Origin of the sequence: Actinoplanes sp. CA-051413 (assembly GCF_050955795.1) — a bacterium.
GTDB lineage: Bacteria > Actinomycetota > Actinomycetes > Mycobacteriales > Micromonosporaceae > Actinoplanes.
Genome location: NZ_CP192100.1, coordinates 6,600,834 through 6,617,354, shown reverse-complemented (window position 1 = coordinate 6,617,354; position 16,521 = coordinate 6,600,834). Strand labels below are relative to the sequence as shown.

The 16,521-nt window shown below is 71.9% G+C and carries 14 protein-coding genes; 5 read left to right on the top strand and 9 right to left on the bottom strand.

From position 1 onward, the window contains the following. Position 1: 1 nt before the first annotated feature. From ACQP2Y_RS31180 to ACQP2Y_RS31165, 4 genes are read right to left on the bottom strand one after another with little or no spacing between them, the layout of a single operon-like run. Positions 2–2,065 carry an MMPL family transporter gene (locus ACQP2Y_RS31180; protein WP_433718830.1) on the bottom strand — a complete coding sequence of 688 codons (2,064 nt, stop codon included), beginning with the start codon at positions 2,063–2,065 and terminating at the stop codon, positions 2–4. A 54-nt stretch (positions 2,066–2,119) separates the two neighbouring features. Next, positions 2,120–3,172 carry a Gfo/Idh/MocA family protein gene (locus ACQP2Y_RS31175; protein ID WP_433718827.1) on the bottom strand — a complete coding sequence of 351 codons (1,053 nt, stop codon included), beginning with the start codon at positions 3,170–3,172 and terminating at the stop codon, positions 2,120–2,122. Next, entirely contained in the window at positions 3,169–3,933 is a 765-nt protein-coding gene (locus tag ACQP2Y_RS31170) for a ThuA domain-containing protein (protein WP_433718825.1), read from the bottom strand. Before ACQP2Y_RS31170 ends, ACQP2Y_RS31175 begins: the two co-directional genes overlap by 4 nt. A 36-nt stretch (positions 3,934–3,969) precedes the next feature. Beyond that, positions 3,970–5,001: a LacI family DNA-binding transcriptional regulator gene (locus ACQP2Y_RS31165; protein ID WP_433718823.1), complete on the bottom strand. Its 1,032-nt coding sequence runs from the start codon at positions 4,999–5,001 to the stop codon at positions 3,970–3,972. 317 nt (positions 5,002–5,318) lie between these two features. On the opposite strand from ACQP2Y_RS31165, the gene ACQP2Y_RS31160 reads away from it, so the two are divergent. Further along, on the top strand, positions 5,319–6,686 hold the full coding sequence (locus ACQP2Y_RS31160; RefSeq protein ID WP_433718821.1) for a UDP-glucose dehydrogenase family protein: 1,368 nt from the start codon (positions 5,319–5,321) through the stop codon (positions 6,684–6,686). 18 nt (positions 6,687–6,704) lie between these two features. On the opposite strand, the gene ACQP2Y_RS31155 is transcribed toward ACQP2Y_RS31160, so the two are convergent. Further along, positions 6,705–7,373, bottom strand: a complete 669-nt coding sequence (locus ACQP2Y_RS31155) for a copper homeostasis protein CutC (RefSeq protein WP_433718819.1) — start codon at positions 7,371–7,373, stop codon at positions 6,705–6,707. A 213-nt stretch (positions 7,374–7,586) separates the two neighbouring features. On the opposite strand from ACQP2Y_RS31155, the gene ACQP2Y_RS31150 reads away from it, so the two are divergent. After that, a complete protein-coding gene (locus ACQP2Y_RS31150; RefSeq protein ID WP_433718816.1) occupies positions 7,587–10,091 on the top strand; it encodes a LamG-like jellyroll fold domain-containing protein in 2,505 nt (834 codons plus the stop codon). Between the two features lie 42 nt (positions 10,092–10,133). Here the strand turns inward: ACQP2Y_RS31150 and ACQP2Y_RS31145 are convergent, their stop codons facing one another. Continuing rightward, on the bottom strand, positions 10,134–10,961 hold the full coding sequence (locus ACQP2Y_RS31145) for a hypothetical protein (RefSeq protein WP_433718815.1): 828 nt from the start codon (positions 10,959–10,961) through the stop codon (positions 10,134–10,136). Then, the gene (locus ACQP2Y_RS31140) at positions 10,958–11,530 is read right to left on the bottom strand and encodes an RNA polymerase sigma factor (protein ID WP_433718812.1); all 573 of its coding nucleotides are present in this window, start codon (positions 11,528–11,530) and stop codon (positions 10,958–10,960) included. The genes ACQP2Y_RS31145 and ACQP2Y_RS31140 overlap by 4 nt, the downstream gene beginning before the upstream one ends. Positions 11,531–11,631: 101 nt before the next feature. On the opposite strand from ACQP2Y_RS31140, the gene ACQP2Y_RS31135 reads away from it, so the two are divergent. Both ACQP2Y_RS31135 and ACQP2Y_RS31130 read left to right on the top strand, forming a co-directional pair. Beyond that, positions 11,632–13,023, top strand: a complete 1,392-nt coding sequence (locus ACQP2Y_RS31135) for an OFA family MFS transporter (protein ID WP_433718810.1) — start codon at positions 11,632–11,634, stop codon at positions 13,021–13,023. Then, on the top strand, positions 13,020–13,127 hold the full coding sequence (locus ACQP2Y_RS31130) for an MFS transporter small subunit (protein ID WP_433718808.1): 108 nt from the start codon (positions 13,020–13,022) through the stop codon (positions 13,125–13,127). Before ACQP2Y_RS31135 ends, ACQP2Y_RS31130 begins: the two co-directional genes overlap by 4 nt. On the opposite strand, the gene ACQP2Y_RS31125 is transcribed toward ACQP2Y_RS31130, so the two are convergent. Continuing rightward, a complete protein-coding gene (locus ACQP2Y_RS31125) occupies positions 13,102–13,659 on the bottom strand; it encodes a hypothetical protein (RefSeq protein WP_433718806.1) in 558 nt (185 codons plus the stop codon). The genes ACQP2Y_RS31130 and ACQP2Y_RS31125 overlap by 26 nt on opposite strands. After that, positions 13,656–14,504, bottom strand: coding sequence for a class I SAM-dependent methyltransferase (locus ACQP2Y_RS31120; protein ID WP_433718804.1), 849 nt, complete (start codon positions 14,502–14,504; stop codon positions 13,656–13,658). Before ACQP2Y_RS31120 ends, ACQP2Y_RS31125 begins: the two co-directional genes overlap by 4 nt. A gap of 195 nt (positions 14,505–14,699) precedes the next feature. On the opposite strand from ACQP2Y_RS31120, the gene ACQP2Y_RS31115 reads away from it, so the two are divergent. Further along, positions 14,700–16,463, top strand: coding sequence for a glycoside hydrolase family 6 protein (locus ACQP2Y_RS31115; RefSeq protein ID WP_433718802.1), 1,764 nt, complete (start codon positions 14,700–14,702; stop codon positions 16,461–16,463). The last annotated feature ends 58 nt before the right edge of the window (positions 16,464–16,521 follow it).

Here is a 16,521-nt window from a genome sequence, read left to right as displayed (position 1 = left end):
CCTACGTCTCGCTGTGCACCACCTCCGGCGCTGCCGGGGCCGGGTGGCGGCGGGACGGCCGCCACCAGTTGGCCGGGCCCAGCGCCGCCACCAGAGCCGGGGCCAGCACCCCGCGGACGATCGTCGCGTCGATCACGATGCCCAGGGCCAGGGCTGTGGCCAGGATCTTCACCTCCGTCGTGGGGACCTGAGCGAGGGAGATGAACGCCAGGAACAGGATCAGCGCCGCCGAGGTGACCAGGCGGCCGGTGCGGGCCACGCCGTGCACGGTTGCGGCGTCGGTGTCGTGGCCCTGGTCGTATTCCTCGCGGATGCGGGCCAGCAGGAACACCTCGTAGTCCATCGACAGGCCGAACAGGAACGCGAACACCGCGATCGGGATCCACACGGTGATCGCGCCTGAGGCGGTGCGGTCGAACAGCAGTTCGGTGAGGTGGCCGTCCTGCCAGATCCAGACCGTGATGCCGTACGCGGCCCCGAGCGAGATCACGTTCAGCAGCAGCGCCTTGAGCGGGAGCACCACCGAGCGCAGCGCCCGCAGCAACAGCAGGAACGTGACCACCACGATGGCCAGCACCACCCACCACGCGTTGCCGTAGACCGCGTCGATGAAGTCCGCGTCCTGCGCCGGCGTGCCGCCCACCCGCGCACCCGCCCGCTCGGCCGCCTCCCGGACCGTGGCGGCAGCGTCCGCGCCTTCCGCGGAGGAGCTGTCCGCGCGGGTCCACACGTCCACCACCGACAGGCCGCCGCGGGTCCACGCCGCCGGGGTCACCACGGCGGCCACCCCGTCGATGTCCTGCACCGCGGTGCGCACCCGGGCCGGGTCCGGGGTCAGGATCTCGATCGGCGTGGTGAGGCCCGAGCCGATGCCGGCGGCGTCGAGGCGGAGGACCGCGGCCGCCGCCGTGCCGCCCTGTGAGGCCAGCGACTCGTTGGTCGGCCGGCCCAGCCGCAGCCCGAGCACGGGCGCGGCCAGCACCAGCAGGGCGAGCGTGGCGAGGGCGATCGACACCCAGCGGTGCCGGACCACCGCCGCGCCGATCCGCCGCCACAGCCGGCTCTCCGGGTCGGTCGAGCGGCGGTGCGGCCAGTCTAGGCGGGGGCCGATGACCAGCAGCAGCGCCGGCAGCAGGGTGAGCGCGGCCAGCACGCTGACCACGGGGATGAGCAGGCCGGTGAAGCCGACGCTGCGCAGGAACGGAACCGGCAACGCGATCAGCGCCGCGAGGCTGACAGCGACGGTCACCCCGGAGAAGAACACCGACCGGCCAGCCGTGCCCATCGCCCGGATGACCGCGTCGGCGTTGCTGTAACCGTGGCCGCGCTCCTCGCGCCAGCGGGTGACGATCAGCAGCGCGTAGTCGATGGCCACGCCCAGGCCGATCAGCGCCAGCAGGTACTGCACGATGAAGGACACGTCGGTGACCCCGGTGATGCCCCAGACGATCAGGAACGTGGTCAGGATCGAGGCGGCGGCGATCAGCAGCGGCATCAGCGCCAGCACCGAGCCGAAGACCAGCAGCAGCACGAGCAGCGCGCCGGTGCCGCCCGCGATGGTCTCGACCAGCACGTCGGCGCCGCCGCTGTCGCCGTCCTCGCCCGACTCCAGCACGTCCTTGCCGGTCACGGTCACCGGCACGGCGGCGGACGCGGCGACCTGGCGCAGGGCCGGCAGGGCGGCCACGTACGGCTCCGGGCCGGGCCCGGGTGCGGGGTAGACGACCACCACGCTGGTGCGCCCGTCCGGCGCTCGGAGGGCCGGCTCGTCGGCGGGGGAGAGGATCCGGGCGCCCGGCACGGCCGCGGTCGCCGCCTGCACCACCGGCGCCGGATCGCCGGGGTCGGCGATGACCAGCAGGATCGGCGAGAAGTCACCGCCCGAGCCGAACCGCTCGGTGATCACTTTGTTGGTCTCGTAGCCGTCCTGGCCGGGCAGGGAGAAGTCGTAGCTCAGCGCGGCGGTCGCCTTGGGCGCGGCGAAGCCGCCCACGGCGGCGAGGAGCAACCAGGACACCAGCACCCACCAGCGGTGCGCGACGACGAACCGCGACAGAGCGTTCACCCCAGGCACGCTAGTCACTCACCCCGGCCGCCGCTGAGTGGCTGTGGATAACGCTCAGGCCGCGCGGAGCGCGGCCCGTACGTCGGTCCAGCTCCGCAGCTCGTCCCGGACCTCCGGCCGGCGCTCGTCACGGACGGCCTGCTCGTGCGCCCGCGCCAGCACCTCGTCGATCAGCACCGGCCGTCCCCGCCGAGCCGAGTCCACCGCGGCCTCCACCATGGCCAGGCTCAGCACGTTGCCGTGCACCTCACCCATCGGTGTCACCCCGCTCTGCAACGCCTCCGTGAACACCCGCAGCGCCCCGCCGATGCCCGAATACCGGTCGTCCGGCGCGTCGACCGGCGGCCCGACCGGATCGTGGTCGCCGTCCCAGCGGGCCGTCCCCTCTTGCGCGCTGACCCGCCACTCGCCGTTCCAGGATGTCTCCGCGCCCGGGCTGCACCAGCTGCCGTGGTACACGTAGCGGGCGCCGCCGGTCATCTCGAAGACCGCGGCGGCGCAGGCGTCGCCGGCGTACCAGCTCCAGGGCGGGTTCCAGGTCTGGCACGAGACCGACAGCGGGTCGTCGTCGAGCAGGAACCGGGCGGCGTCGAAGGCGTGGATCGCCATGTCGACCAGCAGCGGCTGCGCCATCTGCTCGCGGAAGCCGCCGAAGTGCGGCGCCCGGTGGAAGCCGGTGCTGACCGAGCCGACCGGGCCGAGTTTCCCGGTCATCGCCCGCAGCGCGAACAGCTGCGGGTTCCAGCTGCGGGACTGGCTGACCATGAACAGCCGGCCGCTCACGTCCGCCGCCGCCACCAGGGACAGCGCCTGGGCCAGCGTGTCCGCGACCGGCTTCTCGCCGAGCACGGACAGCCCGGCGAACAGCGCGGCCGTGGTGACCTCGTGGTGGGCCACCGGTACGGTCACGTCGATCACCGCCTCCGCCCCGGTTTCGGCGGCCAGCGCGGCGACGTCGGTGCCGACCGGCAGTCCAGGTCCCGCCCGCCGGGCCGCCGCCAGGTCCAGGTCGACCACCCCGGCCAGCTCGACGCCGGGGTCGGCATGGATCGCCGCCAGCCAGGCCTGGCCCATCGCACCGGCGCCGGCCAGCAGCACCCGGATCATGCCGTCGGACCCTGGTACGAGCGCCCCGCGAAGAACTCCCCGGTGTCGTAGCGCAGCAGCTCGGGCAGCTCCCGTTCAGGCCGGTCGGTACGGGCCCAGCGCACCCCGTTGGCGATCACCCGCCGGATGTCCGGGTGGTGGTAGACCGGGTAGTCCTGGTCGCCGGGCTTGAAATAGAAGATCCGGCCGTGCCCGCGGCGCCACGTGCAGCCGCTGCGGAACACCTCGCCGCCGCTGAACGAGCTGATGAAGATGAGCTCGTCCGGGGGCGGGACGTCGAAGTACTCGCCGTACATCTCGTCCTCGGGCAGGACGATCGGGTGCGGCACGCCCTGGGCGATCGGGTGGGTCGGGTCGACGGTCCAGATCAGCTCGCGGTCGTGCTCGTTGCGCCAGCGCAGGGTGCACGTCGTACCCATGAGCCTGGTGAAGATCTTGGACCAGTGCCCGGAGTGCAGCACCACCAGGCCCATCCCGGACAGCACGTGCCGGTGCACCCGCTCGACCACCTCGTCGGCCACCTCGCCGTGCGCGGCGTGCCCCCACCAGGTCAGCACGTCGGTGCCGGCCAGCACCTGCTCGGTCAGGCCGTGCTCGGGCTCGTCCAGGGTGGCCGTCCGGACGTCCGCGGCGTCGCCGAGGTGCTCGCGGATGCCGGCGGCGATCGTCTCGTGCATGCCGTCCGGGTAGAGCTTCGCGACGTGTTCCTCGGTGCGTTCGTGGCGGTTCTCGCCCCACACGGTCACGCGGATCTGGTCCATGCTGCGTCCCTCCTGATCGGAAGCGGTGCCGGCGCGTCAGCCGGGCGGTGTGGTGCGGCGCCGGGTGAGGCGCGGCGTGATCAGCTCGACCGGCTCGATGGCCTCGGCCGCGGTGGGGTCCCGGTCGAGCAGCCGGAACAGGGTGCGCATGGCCCGCCGGGACACGTCCCGCGGTTCGAGCGAGACGTTGGTGACCGGGGGAGTGGTGCCCGTGGCCAGCACGTCCGGGCACAGGCCGACGACGGACAGGTCCCGGCCCGGCCGGTGCCCGCGGCCGGCCACTGCGGTCAGCACCGGCTGCACCGCCTCGGTGTCGTGCACGACGAGGCCGAGACGGCCGTCGATGGTGTGGTCACCGGAGCGCAGTACCTCGTCCAGGGCCGCCGAAACGCCGCGCGGCCCCCGTTCGGGCTGGTCGACGACCGCGCACGGCAGGCCGTGGGTGGCCGCCGCCGCGGTCGCGCCCTGGCGGAAGCGGCCGACGAAGTTGACCTCCCGGGCCACCGTCGGCCGCGGATGGCCGAGCAGGGCGATCCGGTCGTGCCCGGTGGCCGCCAGGTGGTCCACGGCCAGCCGGCCGGCCTGCTCGAAGTCCAGGTCGACGCAGGGCAGGCCGAGCGGTTCGGCGGGCAGGCCGATCAGGATCACCGGTACGGCGAGACGGGCGGCGACCGGGATCCGGGCGTCGTGCGTCTCGATGTCCATCAGCACGATCGCGTCGCACAGGGAGCGGGCGGCCAGCCGGGTCAGCCCGGCCGAGCCCTCGTCGCGGGTGACCAGCAGGATGTCGTGGTCCTGCTCGCGGGCGCAGTTGGCGATGGTCTCGATGAACGGCAGCAGCCCGGAGGTGTCGGCGTCCGGCCCGAACGGCACGACCAGGCCGATCACCCGGGTGCGCTGGCTCTTGAGGGCGCGGGCGCCGGCGTTGGGCTGGAAGGCGAGCTCCGCGATGGCCGACTCGACCCGGCGGCGGGTCTCGGCGGAGATCGACCGGCGGCCGCTCATCACGTACGAGACCGTGCTCTGCGAGACGCCGGCCAGCCGGGCCACGTCTCTGCTCGTGACCATGCCGGGGCTCACCTCCCGCCGTCGATACGTATCGACTGCCTGCGGACGAGCCTAATCGGGGTGGTCCTCGCGCTCAAGAGCCCGCCGGCGCACAGGATGTCGCGGGTCGTCGAGGCGATCAGTTCGTTGTGCAACGGGGTGAGCTCATCGTCGGGCGCTGAAGGTACGCACGTCGTTGCTCACCGTCATGGTCGCTTCGGTCGGCAGTGATCCGACTCGCCTGAGGATCCCGCGACACCAGGCGGCGCGACAGGACGGATTACCGTGCAGCGATCGGGTACACCCGGACCCGATGCGAACCGAAGGGAAGTGCGGGCATGAAGGTGTGCGTCGTAGGAACCGGCTACGTGGGTCTCACCACCGGCGTCAGCCTGGCGTTTCTCGGGCACGACGTCACCTGCGTGGACCTCGACCAGGCCAAGGTCGACCTGCTCAGCGGGGGCCGCTCGCCGATCTACGAGCCGCACATGGACGCCCTGCTGGCCGACTCGGCCGAGCGGATGACCTTCACCACCGACTACAGCGCGGCCGTGCCCGGCGCCGACGTGGTGTTCATCGCCGTGCAGACCCCGTCGCTGCCGGACGGCAACCCCGACCTGCAGTATCTGCGCTCGGCCGCGGAGAGCGTCGGGCGGCACATCGACGGTGAGTTCACCGTCGTGATCAACAAGTCGACCGTGCCGATCGGCAGCAGCAACTGGGTCGACTCGATCCTGCGGGAGTCGTTCGAGCGCACCCACGAGCGGCGCAGCGACGGTGAGTTCTCGGTCGCGTCGAATCCGGAGTTCCTGCGCCAGGGCGCGGCGATCCAGGACACCCTCTACCCGGACCGGATCGTGGTCGGCTCGGACAACCCGCGCAGCCTCGACGTGCTCAACCGGCTCTACCGCACGATCCTGAACCAGACGTTCACGCCGCCGACCTACCTGCCGCGCCCGGCGGAGCTCGGCGCGGTGCCGATGGTCTCGACCGACCTGGCCTCGGCCGAGCTGATCAAGTACGCCGCCAACGCCTTCCTGGCCCTCAAGATCAGCTTCGCCAACGAGATCGGCCAGCTGGCCGGCCGGGTGGGCGCGGACATCTCGCAGGTCACCCGGGGCATCGGCCTGGACACCCGGATCGGGCCGCGCTTCCTGCAGCCGGGCATCGGCTGGGGCGGCTCCTGCTTCGGCAAGGACACCGCCGCGCTGATCGCCACCAGCGCCGAGTACCACCACGCCATGCCGATCGTCACCGCCGCCCGCGAGGTCAACCAGATGCAGCGCCGGCTGGTCGTGGACCGGCTGCTGGACGAGCTGCGCATCCTCAAGGGCCGCAAGATCGGGCTGCTCGGGCTCGCGTTCAAGCCGAACACCGACGACATGCGCGACGCGCCGGCCCTGGACATCGCGCGGATGCTGCTCGACCGCGGGGCCCGGATCCGGCTGCACGACCCGGTCGCCGCCGAGCGTTTCCGCCGCGAGCAGCCCGACCTGGTGCCGTACCTGGCCGGCGAGGTCGAGGAGATCTTCGACGACAGCGACGCGGTCGTGCTGGTCACCGAGTGGTCGGAGTACCTCGACCTGGACTGGGCGAAGTTCGCGTCGCTGATGCGGACCCCGGTCGTGCTGGACGGCCGGCACTGCCTGGACCCGGAGCGCCTGGTCAAGCTCGGCTACCGCTACCTGTCAGTCACCGGCCGCTGATCGGTAGTTCAGGGCAGGTCAGGGCAGGGCGGCGCGCCAGGCCTCGACGAGCGCGGCGTCCACCGGTGCGTCCCAGCGGCCGCCGGGACGCACCGCGCTGCCGGTGTGGAACGCGTCCACCCCGGCGGCCAGCAGTGGCGCGAGGTGGTGCCGGCGCAGGCCGCCACCGGCCAGCACCCGTGGCGGTGAGGCTGCTTCGGCGGTGAGCGTGGCCAGGCCCTCCTCGACGGTCGCCGGGCTGCCGGCGGTGAGCACACAGTCGAGTCCGGGCAGCTCGGCCAGCGCGCGGCGGGCGGCCGGCCGGTCGGCGGTGTGGTCCAGCGCGCGGTGGAACGTCCACCGGCAGCCCTCGATGGCGCAGAGCACCGCCTCGACGGCGGCCAGGTCGACTGCGGCGCGGGCGTCGAGAAAGCCCAGGACGAACTCGTCGGCACCGGCGGCGCGCAGGCCGGTCGCCGCCTCGACCAGGGCGCCGGGGTCGCTCAGCGCGTACCCGTCCTCGGCCCGCAGCATGACCCGGACCGGGAGGTCGACCGCCGCCCGGACCGCCGCGAAGGTCGCGACCGGCGGGGTGAGGCCCTGCCGGCGCATGTCGACGACCAGCTCGATCCGGTCGGCGCCGCCGGCCTCGGCCGCCCGCGCGTCCGCGGCGTCCAGCGCGATCACTTCCAAGATCGATTGAGGCACCGCGGCATCGTCGCACATCAGTCTGAACGGGTTGCCCCAGCGGGCACGACCATCGAGCTTCTTCCATCCAAGCCTTGACGGGATCTGAGCAATCTTGTTGAACTGTGTTTACTACTGGGTGGTCCCGCCAAGCGCTTGCCGTATGTCCGAACGCGACGGCCGAGTGCGGATCGGTGCTGCCCGTGTTCTTTCCCACCGAGAGGACCACAGCGCATGACCACACCCCGGACAGCGCGGCGGGCCGTCACCGCCGCCGCCGTCACCCTTCTCGCCATCGGCGCCGCGGGTGCCGCCGGCGCCGCCCCCGCCGCAGCCGCCGAACCGCAGTGGCACAAGGGCATCCCGCCGATCGCCACCCCGTGGACCGCCCAGGTCGGCCCGCAGAACGCCCTTCCTGAATACCCCCGCCCGCAACTGGTCCGCAGCAAGTGGCAGAACCTCAACGGCGTCTGGCAGTTCGGCAAGGCGGCGCCCGGCCAGGCCCCGCCCGTCGGCCAGGAGCTGGGGGAGCGGGTGCTGGTGCCGTACCCGATCGAGTCCGCGCTGTCCGGCATCCAGCGCCACGAGGACCGGATGTTCTACCGCCGCACGTTCACCGTGCCCGTCGGCTGGCAGGTCGGGCAGGGACAGCGGCTGGTGCTGCACTTCGGCGCGGTCGACTACGACGCCAAGGTGTGGGTGAACGGCACCGAGGTGGCCACCCACCGCGGCGGCTACGACAAGTTCGACGTGGACGTCACCGCCGCGCTCAAGGGGACCGGTCCGCAGGAGCTCATCGTCTGGGCCGAGGACCTCACCGACGCCACCGGCCAGCCCATCGGCAAGCAGCGCCGGGTCTCCGACCGCGGCATCTTCTACCAGGGCAGCTCGGGCATCTGGCGCACGGTGTGGATGGAGCCGGTCGCCGACTCCAGCATCTCCGGGCTGGTCACGACGCCGGACCTGGCGGCCTCGGCGCTGAAGCTGACGGCCGAGACCGTGCGCGGTGAGGGACTGACGGTCCAGGCCGTCGCGAAGGCCGGCGGCAAGGTGGTCGGCAAGGTCACCGGAGCCACCGGTACGGAGCTGAGCCTGCCCGTCCCCAGGGCCAAGCCGTGGTCGCCCGACAACCCGTACCTGTACGACCTCGAGGTCACGCTGCTGAACGGGCGCCGGACCGTGGACACCGTCAAGTCGTACTTCGGCATGCGGGCCATCGGCACCAAGAAGGGCGCCGACGGCAAGCTGCGGATCGCCCTCAACGGCAAGATCCTGTTCAACATGGCCACCCTCGACCAGGGCTTCTGGCCCGACGGCCTGAACACCGCGCCCACCGACGCCGGGCTCAAGTTCGACCTCCAGCAGCACAAGGAGATGGGCTTCAACGCCGTCCGCAAGCACATCAAGGTCGAGCCCGACCGCTGGTTCTACTGGGCCGACAAGCTGGGCCTGCTGGTCTGGCAGGACATGCCGGCGGCCAACACGGGCCCGATCCCGCCGGAGTGGCGCGACCAGTTCGAGGCCGAGCTGCACGAGATGGTCCGCGAGCACCGCAGCTGGACCTCGGTGATCGCCTGGGTGCCGTTCAACGAGGGCTGGGGCGAGTGGGACCGCACCGCCACCGGCCGCATCGCCGACGACGTCAAGAAGCAGGACCCGAGCCGGCTGGTCAACGCGCACAGCGGCGTGAACTGCTGCAACTCCAAGGGCGACTCCGGCCGCGGCGACGTCATCGACTTCCACCAGTACCTCGGCCCGGCCTCCCCGGCGCCGGACGACAACCGGGTGTCGATCGACGGCGAGCACGGCGGTTTCGGGCTGAAGACCTCCAACCACATGTGGTTCGGCGACGGTCAGGCGTACGAGATGGAGCCGGACTCGGCCACGCTGACCCGCAAGTACGTGGAGAACCAGCGGGCCGTGCTCACCTCGGCGCGCTCGTGCGGGATCAGCGCCGCGATCTACACCCAGATCACCGACGTCGAGGGGGAGCTCAACGGCTTCTGGACCTACGACCGGCAGGTCGCCAAGATGGACTTCCGGCAGGTCCGCTCGATCAACCGGGAGATCATCGCCAAGGCCGACGGCACCCCGGGTGACACCCCGCAGCCCGGTCCGGGCACGCCCGGGCTGACCGGCGTCGCGTTCTACCCGCTGGACGGCAATGCCGAGGACGCCGCCGGCGACCACGACGCCACTCTGGTCGGTGGCCCCGGCTATGTGGACGCCAAGAAGGGCCAGGGCGTCGAGCTCAACGGCTCCAGCCAGTTCATCGACACCGGTGCGCCGGTGCTGAACACGGCGTCGGACTACACCGCCTCCGCGTGGGTGAAGCTCGACAAGGCCGACGGCGCGTTCCAGACGATCGTCAGCCAGGACGGCGCCAGCGTCAGCGACTTCTTCCTGCAGTACTCCGGCGCCGACCAGCGGTTCGCGATGAGCTTCGCCGGCGTCCGGGCGCTCGGGCCCGTCAAGCCGGAGGTCGGCCGCTGGTACCACCTGACCGGCGTACGCGACACCGTGCTCGGCGAGCTGCGGCTCTACATCGACGGCGAGCTCGCCGGCCGGACCGGGGCCTGCCTGCCGCAAGCGGCACCGACCGGCAACACGGTGATCGGCCGCGGCAAGTTCGGCGGCAACCCGGTCGACTACCTGGACGGCACCGTCGACCAGGTGCACCTGTACGACCGGGCCCTGTCCGCGGCGGAGATCAAGGACCTCTACGCCTCGGGCAACTAGCAACGGTGCGAGCGGCGGGCTCCCGCGGGAGCCCGCCGCCTGCTATCTGGTCCAGGGATCGGCGGGCAGGCACCGCGGGCCGGGCCCGTCGTAGATCACCTTGCCGGCCGGGTCGGTGTAGCAGTGCGGGAACTGGCCGAGGTACTCCAGCAGCCGCCGCCGGTCGATCTCCCGGCCGGTCGCGTCGTAACTGACCAGCTCAGCGTCCTCGCGTACGTCGTCCGTGCGGGAGATCAGCCCGAACGCCCCGTCGTGCAGCCGGGCCGTCGTGGTCCGTCCGTTGCCGTGCTCGAGGACCAGGCGGTGCACCCGAGCGCTCACCCGTCCCAGCGCCGACACCGAGCCGCCGTCGACCTCCGTCGAGGACAGGCTCAGGCGCTGGACCGGGCCCGGCAGCCAGCCGCGGTGCGGCCAGGCCTCGCCGCCGACGCTGCCCGACGACAGCCGGCCGGACTTCAGCTGCAGCTCGCAGGCCATGTACCCGATCCGGTTGAGGAACAGCACCTGGATCCACGAGCCCCGCCGGGCCGCGATCGAGACGTCGGTCGGCGACACGGGCACGAACTCGGGCTCCGGCGCCCCGTCGTGCTGCGGTGCCATCAGCTCCAGGCAGCGCTGCACGGCCTGGCGCAGCGACAGATCCAGCTCGCCCGGGCTCATCGCCAGGATCCGGGTGCGGTCCTCATGCCGTACCTCCAGGGTCACGGTGACCGCCGCGATCAGGGTGAGCACCGCCGCGGCCGCGACCAGCAGCCGCCGGGAGATCCGCGGCCGCGGGCCGCGGGCCGCCGCGAGCAGCTCCTCGCGCATCCGCGCGGCCCGGGCCGGCGGCAAGTCCCGCTCGGCGGGCGGTTCGATCAGGTCGATCATCGCTGGTCCTCCTTGACTGCGGGGCCGAGCAGGGCGGCGAGCCGGGCCCGGGCCCGGCTCACCCGGGAGCGGACCGCGACCTCGGTGACGCCCAGGGCGGCGGCGGCCTCGGCGTAACCGACGCCGGACCACAGACACAGCGCGACGGCCTCGCGTTCCGCCCGCGGCAGCCGCCGCACGGCGGCGAGGATCCGGCCCATCGCGCGCTCGTCGTCGAGCCGGCCGGCGACGTCGTCGGCCGGATCAGGATCGTGCTCCACCGGTACGCGCCCGAGCAGCGCCCGCCGCCGCCGGGCCGAGCGCCACTCGGTCCGCACGTGGTTGCCGGCCACCACCAGCAGCCACGGCAGCGCCGTCCCGTGGGTCAGCCGGACCGACCCGCGCTTGCGCCAAGCGACCACGAACGTCGCCTGGGTGACGTCCTCGGCGACACTCCACGAGCCGCTGAGCCGGAAGGCGTGGTTGTAGACGGCCCGCGAGTGCCGGTCGAACAGCGTCCCGAAGGCGGCCTCGTCGCCGGCGGCCACCGCGGTCCAGAGGTCCTGGTCGGTCGGCCCGGTCTGCGTCATCACATCCTGCTGTGTCCGGCGGGCCGCTATTTGTTGCAGCAATTTTCCCGCGGGTCGATGATGAGCCTCGATAGATCATCACCAGGTCAGGGAGGCGCCGCATGCTGTCCGCGCTCGACCGTCAACACTCCGTGGCGCCGCCCGGGTTCAGCCGCTGGCTGATCCCACCGGCCGCGCTCTCCGTGCACCTGTGCATCGGCCAGGTGTACGCGACCAGCGTCTACAAGAACTCGTTCGTCTCCCACTTCGACGCCAGCGCGACGTCGGTGGGCATCATCTTCAGTATCGCCATCGTCATGCTCGGCCTGTCCGCGGCCGTCGGCGGCACCTGGGTCGAGGCGAACGGCCCGCGCAAGGCGATGTTCGTCTCGGCCTGCTTCTGGGCCGCCGGCTTCCTGGTCGGCGCGCTCGGCATCAGCACGAAACAGCTGTGGCTGGTCTACCTCGGGTACGGCTTCCTCGGCGGCATCGGGCTCGGGATCGGCTACATCTCCCCGGTCTCGACGCTGATCAAGTGGTTCCCGGACCGTCCCGGCCTGGCGACCGGCCTGGCGATCATGGGCTTCGGCGGTGGTGCGCTGATCGCCAGCCCGTTGTCGCGGCAGCTGCTGTCGTTCTACGACTCCGGCTACGACCCCAACGTGTCGACCTCGGTGGCCGGCGGTGGTGCGCTCGTGGCGCTGTTCCTGACCCTGGGCATCGGCTACTTCGTGGTGATGATGTTCGGCGTCGTGAACATGCGCGTACCGGCCGAGGGCTGGGTGCCCGACGGCTGGGACCCGGCCTCGGTCAAGGAGAAGCCGCTGGTCACCACGGCCAGCGTCTCCGCGGCCAACTCGATCCGGACCCGGGCCTTCTGGCTGCTCTGGATCGTGCTGTTCTGCAACGTCACGGCCGGCATCGGCATCCTGGAGCAGGCCAGCCCGATGATCCAGGACTTCTTCCGGGACTCCGGCGGCAAGTCCGCGGTCGCGGTCGCCGCGGCGGCCGGCTTCGTCGGGGTGCTGTCGCTGTTCAACATGGCCGGCCGCTTCGTCTGGTCGTCGACCTCCGACCTCATCGGGCGCAAGCGGATCTACATGGTCTATCTGGGCGTCGGCATGATCCTGTACGCGCTGCTGGCCTCGGTCGGGCACGTCGCCGTGGGCCTGTTCGTGCTGCTGGCCGGCGTGATCCTGTCGTTCTACGGCGGCGGCTTCGCCACGGTGCCGGCCTACCTGCGGGACCTGTTCGGCACGTACCAGGTCGGTGCGATCCACGGCCGGTTGCTGACCGCCTGGTCGGCCGCCGGGGTGGCCGGCCCGCTGATCGTCAACGGCTTCCTGGACGCGCAGGGCAAGCCGGGCACGCTGACGGCGTCGGCGTACCAGCCGGCGCTGTTCACCATGGTCGGGGTGCTGGCCGTCGGCTTCATCGCCAACCTGCTGGTGCAGCCGGTGCCGGAGCGGTTCCACGAGCCGCGCAGCGAGGAGAAGAAGGAGGCGGTGGCATGAAGACGTCGAACGTACGGCTGGCCCTGTCCTGGGCGCTGGTCGTGGTGCTGCTGGGCTACGGCGTGATCCAGACGGCGATCACCGCGGCGAAGCTGTTCCAGTAGGGAGCATGGGTGGCCGCCGCCGGGCGGCGGCCACCCATCGGCGGTCCAGGACCGGTTCCACGGCCAGGGCCGCGATCACCGCTGCCGTGGCCGCGGCGAGTACCGTGAAGCCGGCGCCGGCCCGGGCGGCGAGCACGACACCGGCCACCGCGACGAACGGCCGGGCGAAAGTGAACGGGCCGAGGATGAGTGCGCTGGCCAGAAACCTGCGGCGCCAGCCCAGGACGGCGTAACCGGCCAGGGCGGCCAGCACGGTGGCCCCGAAGGGCAGATAAAGCGCGAGCATCGCCCGGCCCGCCACCAGGTAGTCCTCCCAGTGCGGCGGGTGGACGAGCACGTCGACCAGAACGACCGCGGCCACCGGGCAGAGCAGCAGCGCCGCCGTGGCCAGGCCGCGCAGGTGCGCCCGGACATCCTCGCGGCGGTGCCGGATCAGGCCGGTCCGCCCGCACGAGGACCGGAAGCCGGCGAACGCCCCGTCCAGCGCGGCGAGCATGACCAGCGCGACCGGCACGCACCACGCCGTGGTCACGGCGCCGTCCCGGTGACCGGACGCAGCACCTCCGACAGCCGCGGCCACCAGCGCGGTCCGTCGGTGCAGGCCGGCCGGTAGTCCGGTGCACCGGCCCGGGCCGCGGCCAGCAGCACGGACGCCGGATGAGCACGCCGGGCCGACAGCACACCGTCGTGACGGGACACCGGCTCGCGCATCCGGGCCCGGTGGAAGATCCAGGCGCCGGCCGTCGTCCAGGGGCCGGGGTCGATGTCCCAGTGTGCGAATGCTGCGATTCGCAGGTCGCGCTGGGCGGCGAAAAATTCCGGTAGTGCGGACGCCGGCAGATGGTGCAGCAGGCCCGAGGAGATGACGACGGTGGTCATGCCGTCGTCCCCGGCGATCCCCGGGGCGAGCGCGTCGCCGGCGATGAAGCGGCAGCGCAATCCCTCGGCGCCGGCCAGTTCGGCGGCCCGGGCGACCAGCGCCCGGTTGAGGTCGACACCCACCAGGTCGGCGCCGGGGCCCAGCGCGTCGTACGCCGCCAGCCAGCGCACCACGTGCCCGAGCCCGCACCCCACGTCGACCACCCGGATCGGCTCCCCGGGCCGGGTGGCGCGCCATCGCAGCAGCCACTCGGCGATCCGGCGGGGCAGTTGCAGCTCCTCGCCGAGCCGCTGAAGTTCACAGTGCACCCGGATCTGCAACGCGTCGATCTCCTCGGCCACCAGGACGCCGTCGCGGACCGGCAGCCGCCGAGCCAGCCGGGCGGCCCGATCCTGGCCACCCGCCGTGAGCTGGGCGATCACCGCGTCCCGGCGTACCGGCAGGCGGGCGCCGGAGACCGGATCGGTGGCCACGATCAGGTCCGTCAGCTCCTTCATGGAGATCATCATCGGCCGCACTTCGAGAAATCCACGAAAAGTTTCGCGGCCATTACGTATTGATGTCATGGGAGCGCTCCCATAGTGTGGGCCTCACGCGGTGGTCAGCGACAGCGATCGATCCCCGCGCCGGAAGTTCGTTCCCCTCGGCACGCCTGCCCCGGGCGTCGCCATGTCTTCCAGGAGCGCTTGCGCATGAGTCCACGTCCCCACTCGCTGGTGCGAGGCCTGACGGCCGCCACCGCGATCACCCTCCTCACCGGCGCCGGCATAGCCGTCGCGGCGCAGCAGGCCAGCGCCGCCGCGGGTTGCCGGGTCTCCTACACGGCCAACCAGTGGAGCACGGGCTTCACCGGCAATGTCCAGGTGACCAACCTCGGCGACCCGATCTCCGGCGGCTGGAACCTGACCTGGGACTTCGCGGGCAACCAGCGGATCACCCAGGGGTGGAGCGCCACCATCACCCAGAGCGGGCAGCGGGTCACCGCGGCCAGCCCGTCCTGGGCCGGCAGCCTGGGCTCGAACGCGTCGGCGACGTTCGGCTTCAACGCCGACTACTCCGGCACGAACACGGCCCCGACCTCGTTCTCGCTCAACGGCACCGCCTGCACGGGCAACCCGACCACCCCGGGCAGCCCGTCGGCCACCCCGTCGACGCCGGGCAGCCCGTCCGCGACCCCGTCGACGCCGACCAGCCCCAGCACCCCGCCGCCGCCCGGCACCAAGGTCGACAACCCGTACGCGGGGGCCAAGGGCTACGTGAACCCGGAGTGGAAGGCCAAGGCCGACGCCGAGCCCGGCGGCAGCCGCGTCTCCAGCAACCCGACCGCCGTCTGGCTGGACCGCATCGCGGCCATCGCCGGCACCTCGGGCAGCAGCTCCAACGGCAGCATGGGCCTGCGCGACCACCTGGACGCGGCTCTCGCCCAGGGCGCCGGCTACGTCCAGTTCGTCATCTACAACCTGCCCGGCCGGGACTGCTCGGCGCTCGCCTCCAACGGTGAGCTCGGCGTCAACGACCTGCCGCGCTACAAGACCGAGTACATCGACCCGATCGCGGCGATCCAGGCCGACCCGAAGTACGCGGGCCTGCGGATCATCAACATCGTCGAGATCGACTCGCTGCCGAACCTGATCACCAACACCAATGTCGCGACCTGCGCCACCATGAAGTCCAACGGTGGCTACGTGCAGGGTGTCGGCTACGCGCTGAACAAGCTCGGCGCGATCGGCAACGTCTACAACTACGTGGACGCGGCGCACCACGGCTGGATCGGCTGGGACACCAACTCCGGCCCGACCGCGCAGATCCTGCTCGAGGCCGCCCGCGCCTCCGGCAACGTCAACAACGTCACCGGCTTCATCGTCAACACGGCGAACTACTCGGCCCTGCACGAGCCGTTCTTCCAGGCCAACTCGACGGTGGGCGGCCAGTCCGTGCGCCAGTCGAAGTGGGTCGACTGGAACTTCTACGTCGACGAGCTGAGCTTCGCCCAGGCGTACCGTCAGCAGCTGGTCTCGGCCGGGTTCTCCTCGAACATCGGCATGCTGATCGACACCTCCCGCAACGGCTGGGGCGGCGCCAACCGGCCCGCCGCGGCGAGCACGTCCACCGACGTGAACACCTTCGTCAACCAGTCCCGCATCGACCGCCGGATCCACGCCGGCAACTGGTGCAACCAGTCCGGTGCCGGTCTGGGCGAGCGCCCGAAGGCCGCCCCGGAGACGGGCATCGACGCCTACGTCTGGGTCAAGCCCCCGGGCGAGTCGGACGGCTCCAGCTCTCTGATCCCGAACAACGAGGGCAAGGGCTTCGACCGGATGTGCGACCCGACCTACACGGGCAACGAGCGCAACGGCAACAGCATGACGGGATCGCTGCCCAACGCACCGATCTCCGGCGCGTGGTTCTCGGCTCAGTTCCGCGAGCTGATGGCCAACGCGTACCCCGCACTCTGACCCTCTCCCAATACGGACGGCCCGGTTGTCACAACCGGGCCGTCCGGCTCGTCCTGGG